Genomic DNA, 11,628 nt, shown 5'->3' on the forward strand with positions numbered 1-11,628 from the left:
CCTGCGATTTTCTGTTGGTCCGCCACGATAGCAAAGCGCTGGATAATGCAAACGAGTTTCGATGCTGCACCTGCTCTGTCGTTCGAACTACACCGCGGTCGCGCGCGCAAATTCGACATAGATCTCGCGCAGCCGCGTTGCCACCGGCCCGACCTTGCCGCCACCGACCGGCTTGCCGTCGATCGTGACCACCGGTTGCACGAACGAGCTCGCGCTGGTGATGAAGGCCTCCTTCGCCGCCAGCGCCTCGTCGACCGTGAACAACCGCTCCTCGACCTTGAGCTGGCGCTCCTCGGCGAGCTTGACCACCGCCTTGCGGGTGCAGCCCGGCAAGATGGCGTTGGAGTTCGGCCTGACGACGATAACGTCGTCCTGGGTCAGGATGAAGGTCGACGACGAGCCGCCCTCGGTGACGTGGCCGTCCTCGACCATCCAGGCCTCGCTGGCGCCTGCGGCGGCCGCCGCCTGCTTGGCCAGCACCTGCGCCAGCAGCGCCACGCTCTTGATGTCACGCCGCGCCCAGCGGATGTCCGGCACGGTGATGACGCCGATGCCGGTCTTGGCCGAGGGCGCATCGACGATGTTCTTGGCGGTGACGAACATCACCAGCGTCGGCTTGACATCGCCCTTCGGAAACGGGAAGTCGCGGCCCTTGTCGGCGCCGCGGGTGACCTGCAGATAGACCATGCCCTGGTCGAGCTGGTTGCGCGCGACCAGCTCCTTCTGCAGCTCCTCGATGCGCGAAAGACTCTCCGGCAGCGCCAGCCCGATCTCGCCGACCGAGCGCTCCAGGCGGGCGAGGTGCGAGGCGCTGTCGATCAACTTGCCGTCGAGCACCGCGGCGACCTCATAGATGCCGTCGGCGAACAGGAAGCCGCGATCGAGCACCGAGACCTTGGCCTCGGAGAGCGGCACGAAGGCGCCGTTGACGTAAGCGATGGGGTCCAAGGCGGTATCTCCTATAGGTTACGGCACATTCAGGACATCGGCTGCGCGCTATTCAGCCCAGAGCACGTATGCCGATGAGTTACTCCGTCATGCCCGGGCTTGTCCCGGGCATCCACGTCGTTCTTCCCCAGACGGACCACGTGGATAGCCGGGACAAGCCCGGCCATGACGGCGCGGAGAGACGTGGGCACAAACTCCACCGACATATGTGCTGCAGCAGGGGCGCAGCCGACAAACAGCATCCCTCCTAGTGCGACAAAATCTTCGACAGGAACTGCTGCGCGCGCTCGCTGCGGGGCTGGCCGAAGAACTCCTCCTTCTTGGCGTCCTCGACGATCTCGCCGCGGTCCATGAAGATGACGCGGTGGGCGACCTTCTTGGCAAAACCCATTTCGTGGGTGACGACCATCATGGTCATGCCCTCGCGGGCGAGATCGACCATGACGTCGAGCACCTCGCTGATCATCTCCGGGTCGAGCGCCGAGGTCGGCTCGTCGAACAGCATCGCGATCGGGTCCATCGCCAGCGCCCGCGCGATGGCGACGCGCTGCTGCTGGCCGCCGGAGAGCTGCGCCGGGAATTTCTGCGCCTGCTCCTTGAGGCCGACGCGGTCCAGCAGCTTCATGCCCTTGGCGGTCGCCTCCTCCTGGCCGCGTCCCAGCACCTTCTGCTGGGCGAGGCAGAGATTGTCGATGATCTTCAGGTGCGGAAACAGCTCGAAGTGCTGGAACACCATGCCGACGCGCGAGCGCAGCTTCGGCAGATTGGTCTTGGAATCATTGACTTTGAGGCCGTCGATCGTGATCGCGCCGTCCTGGAACGGCTCCAGCGCATTGACGCATTTGATCAGGGTCGACTTGCCGGAGCCCGAGGGACCGCAGACCACCACCACCTCGCCCTTGGCGACGGAGGTGGTGCAGTCCTTCAGAACCTGGAAGGCCGGGCTGTACCATTTGTTGACGTGGCTGATTTCGATCATGGGAGCCGACTACCTGATGATGGCAATGCGCGACTGCAGGCGGCGGACGCCGTAGGACGCGATGCTGGAAACGGAGAAGTAGATCACGGCCGCAAACAGGTACATCTCGACCAGGCGGCCGTCACGCTGCGCGACCTTCGAGGCCGCGCCGAGAAAGTCCGGGATCGACAGCACGTAGACCAGCGAGGTGTCCTGGAACAGCACGATGGTCTGGGTCAGCAGCACCGGCAGCATGTTGCGGAAGGCCTGCGGCAGCACGACGTAGCGCATGGTCTGCGCATAGGTCAGGCCGAGTGCCGAGGCGGCGGCGGGCTGGCCGCGCGAGATCGACTGGATGCCGGCACGCATGATCTCGGAGAAATACGCCGCCTCGAACATGATGAAGGTGATCAGCGACGAGGCGAAGGCGCCGACCTTGATCGGCCTGGAAGAGCCGGTGATCCACTGCCCGATATAGGGGACCAGGAAATAGAACCAGAAGATCACCAGCACCAGCGGCAGCGAGCGCATGAAGTCGACATAGAGCCCGGCGATCCAGCCCATCACGCGATAGCCGGAGAGACGCATCAGCGCGATCAGCGTGCCGAAGACGAGGCCGCCGGTCGCCGACAGCGCCGTCAGCGTCAGCGTGAAGGTCATGCCGTCGATGAACAGATAGCTCAGCGAGCGGCGGATGACGTCGAAATCGAAATTGGCCAGCATCTCATTTGCCCGTGATGTAGCCAGGGATCGCCACCGCGCGCTCCAGGAGCCGCATGCCGATCACGACGATGATGTTGATGACGAGATACATCAGGGTCGCGGCGCTGAACGCCTCGAACACCTGGAACGAGAACTCCTGCATGGCGCGCGCGGCGCCCGTCAGCTCGATCAGGCCGATGGTGATCGCCACCGCGCTGTTCTTGACCGTGTTGAGAAACTCCGAGGTCAATGGCGGCAGGATGATGCGGAAGGCCATCGGCAGCAGCACGTAGCGGTAGGTCTGCAAGGTGGTGAGGCCGAGCGCGGTGGCGGCCATCTTCTGGCCGCGCGGCAGCGAGCCGATGCCTGCGCCCAGTTGCACGGCGACGCGCGCCGACATGAACAGCCCGACGCCGACCGCCGCCGTATAGAACGGCGCGTTCGGCATTTGCTTCAGCCACAGCCCCGCTGCGCGTGGCAGCAGCTCCGGCAGCACGAAAAACCACAGGAACAGCTGCACCAGCAGCGGCATGTTGCGGAAGAATTCAACGTAGAGAAAGCCGATCCAGGTCGCGAGCTTGGACGGCAGGGTGCGCAGGATGCCGACGATGGTGCCGAACATCAGCGCGATCACCCAGGCCAACAGCGAGGTCACGATGGTGACCTTCAGCCCCGCCAGCAGCATGTCGAGATAGGTGCCGGCCCCGGTCGGGTTGGGCTCCAGGAAGATGTGCCAGTTCCAAGTGTAGTTCACGGGGGTGTCCTGAGGGAGTGGCTCGCTGGTCGCATTGATAGTCTTGCCACGGGTTCGGTGTGCTCCCTCCCCCCTTGCGGGGGAGGGTCGGGGTGGGGGGTCCACACGGGCAGTCTTTGCTGAGACCCCCACCCCCGACCCCTCCCCGCAAGGGGGAGAGGAGCGCAGCGAGGTCGCCGCGCGAGTCGCGCCCAGCTTACGGCTTATACGACTCCGGGTCCGGCGAGTCCGACGGCTTGGCGAACTCGGCCTTCAGCTCGGCCGACATCGGGGTATTGAGATTGAGGCCCTTCGGCGGGACCTTCTGCATGAACCATTTGTCGTACAGCTTGGCGCCCTCGCCGCTGGTGTAGATCTTGGCGGTCGCGGCATCGACGACCTTTTTGAACTGCGGATCGTCCTTGCGCAGCATGATGCCGTAGGGCTCGGGCTTGGAGAACGCGTCGCTGGAGATGACGTAGGCGGCCGGATCCTTCGAGCCGGCGACGAGGCTCGACAGCAGGATGTCGTCCATCACGAACGCCACCGCGCGGTCGGTCTCGACCATCAGGAAGGCCTCGGCGTGATCCTTGGCCGGGATGATGTTAATGCCGAGGCTGCGCGCGGCATTGGCTTCGGTGAGCTGCTTGATATTGGTGGTGCCGGCGGTCGATACGACCGTCTTGCCCTTCAGATCATCGATCTTTGTGATGTTGCTCGCCTTCTTCGAGACGTAGCGGCTTGCCGTCAGGAAGTGCGTGTTGGTGAAGGAGATCTGCTTCTGGCGCTCGGCATTGTTGGTCGTCGAGCCGCATTCGAGATCGATGGTGCCGTTGGCGAGCAGCGGGATGCGGGTCGACGACGTCACCGGGTTGAGCTTGACCTCGAGCTTGTCGAGCTTCAGCTCCTTCTTCACGGCATCGACGATGCCCATGCAGATGTCGATCGCGAAGCCGATCGGCTTCTGATTGTCGTCGAGATAGGAGAACGGAATCGAGGAGTCGCGGACGCCGAGCGTGATGGCACCGGTCTCCTTGATGTTCTTCAACGTCCCCGTCAGGTCCTCGGCCTGCGCCTGACCCGCGCAAAGCGCGGCGGCGACGGCAAGACCGAATAGGCGAAGCTGCTTCATATGTGATCTCCTCGATCCGGCTGATCGCCGGATGCTTGCATAAACCAGAGCGAACTCAAAATGCCTCCCGGCCTGGATGGTCTTGCGACCGGGAGAGCGCGGGCACCATAGACCGCCCCGCGGCGGGAAGTTCTCGGACGCTTGCGACAAATTGCCTGCCGGGTGTCCAGGTCGACAAGTCTCACGAACCCATGCCGCAGCGCCAAACGCGGTGATGGTAAACTACGAGGGCCGCAGCGGTCGGACGACCCGACAAAAGTTGCAGTGGGACACGGCATTTGTTGATCAGCTCGATCCGGTTCCATTGCGTGCGAGCGCACTTTTCCTGTTAGCCCACGCCATCGCCCCGGCGGCGATGCGCTCCCTCTCCCCGTTCTTCACGGGGAGAGGGTTGGGGTGAGGGGCAGCCGCGCGGGAGGTGTTCGTGGAGAGACCTGTACCCCCTCACCCGGATCGCATCTTGCGATGCGATCCGACCTCTCAGCGCGAGCGAAGCTCGTCGCGCCCCCGCAAACGGGGAGAGGCGCTGACCGAGCCAGCCGCGAGATGTGTGCTCACTATCGGTCAAGCGTCCTCACAACGGCTTCCGCAACTCACCCAGATCCCAGAACAGCCCGGCCATCAGGCCCAACGCCTCCTCCGTGACGTCCAGAAGAATGTGCTCGTCCGGCGCGTGCTGCGAGCAGCCGGGATAGGAATGCGGAACCCACATTGTCGGCATCTTCAGCACGTCGGCAAAGACGTCGTTCGGCAGCGAGCCGCCGAAGTTCGGCAGCACGGCGGGCGCCTTGCCGGTGCTCATCTTGATCGAGTCGGCGGCCCATTTGATCCAGGGGCTGTCGATGTCGGCGCGCGAGGCCGCGAAGCCTTGCGTCATGCTGACCTCGATCATCGGGAAGCCGTGCGCAACGAGATGGGCCTTCACGTCCTCGACGATCGTGTCGACCTTGGTGCCGACCACGAAGCGCAGCTGCAGCACGGCGCGGGCGCGGCCCGGAATCGCATTCGCCGGCTTGTCGATGTTGCCGGAGGAGATCGCCAGCACCTCGAGCGTGTTCCAGGCATAGAGCCGCTCCGCCGGAGTGAGGCCGTCCTCGCCCCAATTGTCCGACAGCGCCGGCTCGTCCGCGGTCGGCTCGACCTTCACGTCGGCCAGGATGGCGCGGATCGCGTTGGTGAGGCGTGGCGGCTTCAGCGAGTCCAGCTTGATGCGGCCGTGGCCGTCGACCAGCGTGGCGATGGCATTGGCGAGGATCGTCGCGGGGTTGGCCAGCACGCCGCCCCAATTGCCGGAATGGTTGCCGCCGTCGCGCAAGGCGACGTCGAGATGCAGCCGGATGCCGCCACGGCAACCGAGAAAGATGGTGGGCCGCGCGGTCGACAGCCGGGGGCCGTCCGAGCCGATGAAGACGTCGGCCTTCAGCGCCTCGCGATGCAGGTCGGCCACCTTGGCGAGGTCGGGCGAGCCGATCTCCTCGCCCATCTCGATGATGAATTTGGCATTGAAGCCGAGCTTGCCGCCGCGGGCCTCGCGCACGGCGCGCAGCGCCGCCAGGTTGATGCTGTGCTGGCCCTTGTTGTCGGCGGTGCCGCGGCCATAGACGCGGTTGCCCGCTGGCGTCACCGCCCACGGGTCGCGCCCGTCGCGCCACTCGCCGGTCATGCCGTCGACCGTGTCGCCATGGCCGTAGCTCAGCACGGTCGGGGCATCGTCGCTCTCGTGATAGGTCGCGATCAGGAACGGCGACTTGCCGCTCGGCGAGGCCACGAGCTCGGACGAGAAGCCGAGCGCGGCGAAGGACGGCGTCAGTTCGTCGGTGAGGTAGGACGCGAGCACGTCCTTGCGCTCCGGATTGAGGCTCTCGGTGCGGTAGGCGACCCGGCGGCCGAGCTCGGCCAAGAAGTCACCACTCGTCAGGTTCTGGCGGGCTCGGGCGATTGCATCAATCCTGGTCATGGCGCTTTTCCAGTCACAACGAAGGCGGCGTCATATCGGGATCGGGCGGCCAGCGGAAGGGGCTGGTTTGAATTCAATGGGGCCCGCGATGGCGGTCTCGGGATTCGGAACCGGATCGCGCTGTCAGCGCTGGGCAACAGGCTCGCAAATATGCGCTTTCGTTCTCGCGGTGCAATCGGCACCCGAGCCATGACCTTTGAACGCCCTCGCAAAACGAAGGGCGCGGGGAATGCCGGGTGAGGGCCTCACCCATGGCCCGCCTGCAGAAAGAAAAGCAGGCGGCAGTCACCACAGGCTCAGCCGAACATCCGGCATTCCCCGCGCGATGGATTTACGCTTATAGCGCGCTCTCCCCGGTGTCCGGCTCGATAGCCACCGTCGTCAGCGGGATCATCACCCGTCGACTTGGCGCCAGCATCGGGGCGCCAGGACCACACGCCTTCGCGTCTGCCACCTGCCGTTCGTCGGCGCGGGCTTCCCCACGCTGCGGCCTGTCAGCAGCCATCGCTCCCCGCCCCGCGTGTCGTGACGATCGCGCGCAACGCCCCTCCGTGTCGAGGCGGGATTTCGGGAATAAAGCACACATTCGGATATTCGTAAAGTGTTTTCTTGGAGGCTGCTCATGAGGTCGTCATTCCGGGGCAGCCGAGTGCAGGATGGCGAAGCCGTCCTGTACTCGGCTGAGCCCGGAATCCATAACCACAGCCGGCTGTGGGGAGAAACGGATGGCCATGACGAACTCGCGCCACAACGTCCGCCTGTGGCTATGGATTCCGGGCTCACGCGGGTCGTGGACCCGCGTGCCCCGGAATGACGGCGGTGGGTGGGGACAGGGCCGCCCCTCAATCCACTCGCCTGTCAATTCACCGCGTTGCTCACCATCACCTCGATGAGCTTGGTGCCCGGCCGCCGAAAGGCCTCCGACAGCACCGACTTCAACTCGCTGGGATCGCTGACGCGCAGCGCTTCGCAACCGAGCGAGCGTGCGAGCCCGGCGAAATCCACCGGCGGGTCGACGAAATCCATGCCGATGTAGTTGTCGTCGCCGTGGAACGACAGCAGCCGCTGCTTGATGATGCGGTAGCCGCCATTGTTGACGATGACGACCGAGAGCGGCAGCTTGTGATGGGCGGCGGTCCACAGCGCCTGGATCGAATACATCGCGCTGCCGTCGCCGGAGTAGCACACCACCGGACGGTCGGGATTGGCGAGGCTGACGCCGACCGAGGCCGGCAGGCCCCAGCCGATGCCGCCCGAGGCCAGGCCGTGATAATTGTAGCGGTCGCGATAGGGAAACAGCGCCGTCATGTAGCGCGCCGAGGTCAGGCCCTCATCGACGAGGATGCCATGCTCGGGCATGGCCTGTGCGACCTGCAGGGCCAGGTAGTCGGGATCGATTGGCGCCTTGTCGCGCGACGTTTCGATCTGCGATGTCAGCGTGCGGCGCCGCGCAGTCCAGTTCTTCGACGACAGCTCGGCGATCCGTTCTTGCGCCTTGGCTTTCAGCGCCGCGCCGCCAAGCTCGCACAGCAGTGGCGTCAGCTGTGCGAGCGTCTCGCGGACGTCGGCCTTGAGCGCTATCTCGGCGCCGAAGTTCTTGCCCAGCTCCCAATCGACCAGACCGACTTGAACGATCGGCAGGCCATCGGGGAGCGGCTCAATCTCGCTATGGACCGACATCCGCAGCGGATCGGCGCCGAGCACGATCAAGAGATCATGCGGCGCGAGCAGATCGCGCACCTGTTTCTGCGCGCGTGACAGCGAGCCGATGTAGCAGGGATGCTCGGAGAGGAAATGCGCGCCGTAGGGCGCGGACTGCTGATGCACCGGCGCGCCGATCGCCGACGCAAATTCAGCGGCGGCCTGCAACGCATCGCTCTTGACGATCTCGTCGCCCGTGATGATCACCGGCCGCTGCGCCTTGAGGATGCGCTGCGCCAGCGCCTGCAGCGCCTCCGCCGATGGCGGCACGCGCGCATCGACCCGCGTGGAGCGGCCGAGCTCGATGCCGGCCTCGGCATTGAGGATGTCGCCGGGCAGCGAGATGAAGACCGGGCCGGTCGGCGGCGTGGTCGCAACCTTGGCGGCGCGCCTGACGATGCGCGGCAGGTCCTCGAGCCTCGTCACCTCGACCGCCCATTTCACCAGCGGCTCGGCCATGCGCACCAGCGGGCCATAGAGCAGCGGCTCCATCAGCCCGTGGCCCTGCTCCTGTTGGCCGGCGGTGAGGATCATCGGCGTGCCCGTGAACTGCGCGTTGTAGAGCGAGCCCATCGCATTGCCGAGGCCGGGCGCGACATGGACGTTGCAGGCGACGAGGCGTCCCGACGCACGGCTGAAGCCGTCGGCAATCGCCACCACCAGGCTCTCCTGCATCGCCATCACATAGGTGAGATCAGGATGGTCCTTCAGCGCATGCATGACCGGCAGCTCGGTGGTGCCCGGATTGCCGAACAGATGCGTGACGCCCTCGTCCTTGAGCAGCGCGAGAAACGCCGAGCGTCCGGTGGTGCGGTTCTTCATGGCGGCGATTCCTCCGGCGCTGCGGTGTTGTTTGTAATTGCGTTATCTCGCCGCGTCATGGCCGGGCTTGTCCCGGCCATCCACGTCGGTCGGCATTCTCGGAAGGACGTGGATGCCCGGGACGAGCCCGGGCATGACGACGTTGAGGCAGTCGCGCGAAAAGCTCGCATCGTTCTCTACGCTGCGCTGCTCGCAATGACGGCGGAGAAAGCGGGCTACGCGTCCACCGTGGCGTCATAGGCCGGATAGTCCGTATATCCCTTCTCCTCGCCACCGTAGAACGTCGGGCGATGATACGGCGTCAGCGGCCAGCCGTGCTGCAGGCGCGCCGGCAGGTCGGGGTTGGAGATGAAGTAGCGGCCGAAGGCAATGGCGTCGGCCTGGCCGCTCGCAATCGCCGCTTCCGCCGGCTCGCCGGTGAAGCCGCCGGCGCCGATCAGCACGCCCTTCCAGACCGGCCGGAACAGCGCGATTGCCGACGGCACGTTCTGCCAGTTGACATCGGCGCGGCCGGCGCCAGAGGAGCGCGGCTCGATCACGTGCAGATAGGCGATGCCGAGCCGGTTGAGCGCCTCGATCGCGTAAGTGTAGAGCGGCATCGGATCCGCCTCGCCGGAGCCGTTGGCGATGCCATAGGGCGACAGCCGCACCCCGACCTTGCCGGCGCCGCAGACATCGATCACCGCCTGCGTCACCTCGAGCAGGAAGCGGCAGCGGTTCTCGATGGAGCCGCCGTAGCGGTCGGTGCGCTGGTTGCTGCGGGTCTGCAGGAACTGCTCGATCAGATAGCCGTTCGCGCCGTGCACCTCGACACCGTCGAAGCCGGCGGCCATGGCGTTGCGCGCCGCCTGGCCATAGGCGGCGACGAGGCCGGGGATCTCGTCGGTCTCGAGCGCGCGCGGCGTCTCGTAGGCCGCGCCCTTGCCGTCCGCCGTCATCGCCTTGAGATCATCGCCGATCGCGATCGCCGACGGTGCCACCGGCAGCGCACCGCCGGGCTGGAACGAGGAGTGCGACACGCGGCCGACGTGCCAGAGCTGCAGGAAGATCAAGCCGCCCTTGGCATGGACGGCATCGACGACCCGCGTCCAGCCGGCGACCTGCGCATCGCTGTAGATACCCGGCACGTTCGGGTTTCCAGCGGCAGTCGGCAAGACCGGCGAGGCCTCGGCGATGATCAGCCCGCCCGGCGTCGCGCGCTGCGCATAATAGTCGGCGTTGAGCTGGCGCGGCGCGAGCGTCGCCGGGTCGGCGCGCATGCGGGTCAGCGGCGCCATCACGACGCGATGCTTCAGGTGATAGGGACCGATCGTGAGCGGTGAAAACAGTGCCGGCATTTCTCCCCCAGAGATATCGTTGTGATCGTCGGTTGGGATCATCTTGTTCGTAAAACATGACGGTGGCAATGTCGGCACCACCTCCGCATGAGCAGACCCTCCATGCCGAAAGCGGACGCCCTGCAACCGCGGGCCGCCTCTCGCGTTGCAGCCTGAAATACCTGCAATTCCGCGAGCCGGATGATCTTGCGTCTATGCCCAGACGTCATAGACAGATGCCCCTCGACAGATGTTTTCTCGTCCAGCCGGAGAACCAGCCGTGTCCCACCCTGCCCTGTCCGCCGACCACACCGCCGTCGTCACCGGAGGTGCCTCCGGCATCGGCCTCGCCGCCGCGAGGCGGTTCGCCGCACTCGGCATGAATGTCTGTATCGCCGATGTCGACGAGGCGCGCCTGCGGGAGGCCGCCGCGCAGATCGGCGCTGAGGCCAAGCGCGGCGAGGCGGCGGTCATGACGGCGACGGTCGATGTCAGCAGCCGGGAGAGCGTGGTCGCGCTCGAAGCTGCTGTGCGCGCGCGGTTCGGCGCCATCGACGTGCTGATGAACAATGCCGGCATCCAGCCGGGCAGCAAGATGCTCGCCGAGAGCAACTGGCAGCGCATCCTCGGCGTCAACCTGTGGGGCATCATCCACGGCTCGCAGGTGTTCGCAGCCAACATGATCGCGCAAGGCAAGCCGGCGCTGATCATCAACACCGGCTCCAAGCAGGGCATCACCACGCCGCCCGGCGATCCCGCCTACAACGTCTCCAAGGCCGGCGTGAAGGCGTTCACCGAGGCGCTGCAGCACGAGCTGCGCAACACGCCCGGTTGCCAGGTCACGGCGCATCTGTTCATCCCCGGCTTCGTGTTCACGCCGCTCACGGCGAACGGCCGCGTCGAGAAGCCGGCCGCCGCGTGGACGCCGGAGCAGACCGTCGACTTCATGCTGGAGCGCGTCGCGGCCGGCGACTTCTACGTGCTGTGTCCCGACAACGACGTGCCGCGCGCCCTCGACGAGCGGCGCATCCTGTGGGCAGCCGGCGACATCGTCGAGAACCGGCCGCCGCTGTCGCGCTGGCACGCCGACTACGCCGATGCGTTCGCGGAGTTCGTGAAGAAATCGCCATGATCCCGCCACGTCCGGATCGCGGCCCCTCATAGGATCTGCTGCACTGCCGGCGTGTCGGATCGTCGCAGCCGGGCCGCGCGCGCGTCGCCGGCGGAGGCGGCTGAAGGAGGCGTCGCGCGGGAACCCTTTGCGACGTGTCAGGTCGCTGAGCGGCGTTGCTTCGCACTCAGCCACGGCGGGCCGGCGATCCGGCCGACGTCAAGCGCTGCGGTGTCGCAGTTCCATTG

The 11,628-nt window shown here is 65.9% G+C and carries 9 protein-coding genes; 1 reads left to right on the top strand and 8 read right to left on the bottom strand.

The features are described from left to right. Positions 1–87: 87 nt before the first annotated feature. From ACQR1I_RS26590 to ACQR1I_RS26625, 8 genes are all read right to left on the bottom strand, one after another. Positions 88–948 (bottom strand): D-amino-acid transaminase, encoded by an 861-nt coding sequence (locus ACQR1I_RS26590; protein WP_434869308.1) that lies wholly within the window; start codon positions 946–948, stop codon positions 88–90. A 247-nt stretch (positions 949–1,195) separates the two neighbouring features. Then, complete coding sequence (locus ACQR1I_RS26595) at positions 1,196–1,927, bottom strand: amino acid ABC transporter ATP-binding protein (protein WP_434869307.1); 732 nt, start codon at positions 1,925–1,927, stop codon at positions 1,196–1,198. A 9-nt stretch (positions 1,928–1,936) separates the two neighbouring features. Beyond that, positions 1,937–2,629 (bottom strand): amino acid ABC transporter permease, encoded by a 693-nt coding sequence (locus ACQR1I_RS26600; protein ID WP_434869306.1) that lies wholly within the window; start codon positions 2,627–2,629, stop codon positions 1,937–1,939. A gap of 1 nt (position 2,630) precedes the next feature. Beyond that, a complete protein-coding gene (locus tag ACQR1I_RS26605; protein WP_434869305.1) occupies positions 2,631–3,362 on the bottom strand; it encodes an amino acid ABC transporter permease in 732 nt (243 codons plus the stop codon). 196 nt (positions 3,363–3,558) lie between these two features. After that, a complete protein-coding gene (locus ACQR1I_RS26610) occupies positions 3,559–4,473 on the bottom strand; it encodes an amino acid ABC transporter substrate-binding protein (RefSeq protein ID WP_434869304.1) in 915 nt (304 codons plus the stop codon). 574 nt (positions 4,474–5,047) lie between these two features. Beyond that, positions 5,048–6,430 (bottom strand): M20 family metallopeptidase, encoded by a 1,383-nt coding sequence (locus tag ACQR1I_RS26615; RefSeq protein WP_434869303.1) that lies wholly within the window; start codon positions 6,428–6,430, stop codon positions 5,048–5,050. An 858-nt stretch (positions 6,431–7,288) separates the two neighbouring features. Next, positions 7,289–8,953, bottom strand: coding sequence for a thiamine pyrophosphate-binding protein (locus ACQR1I_RS26620; RefSeq protein ID WP_434869302.1), 1,665 nt, complete (start codon positions 8,951–8,953; stop codon positions 7,289–7,291). 215 nt (positions 8,954–9,168) lie between these two features. Further along, positions 9,169–10,290, bottom strand: coding sequence for an alkene reductase (locus ACQR1I_RS26625; RefSeq protein ID WP_434869301.1), 1,122 nt, complete (start codon positions 10,288–10,290; stop codon positions 9,169–9,171). Between the two features lie 259 nt (positions 10,291–10,549). Here ACQR1I_RS26625 and ACQR1I_RS26630 point away from each other — a divergent pair, with 259 nt between their 5' ends. Continuing rightward, positions 10,550–11,401, top strand: coding sequence for an SDR family NAD(P)-dependent oxidoreductase (locus ACQR1I_RS26630; protein ID WP_434869300.1), 852 nt, complete (start codon positions 10,550–10,552; stop codon positions 11,399–11,401). Positions 11,402–11,628: the final 227 nt, after the last annotated feature.

This window comes from Bradyrhizobium sp. HKCCYLS2038 (assembly GCF_051167655.1).
Classification (GTDB): domain Bacteria; phylum Pseudomonadota; class Alphaproteobacteria; order Rhizobiales; family Xanthobacteraceae; genus Bradyrhizobium.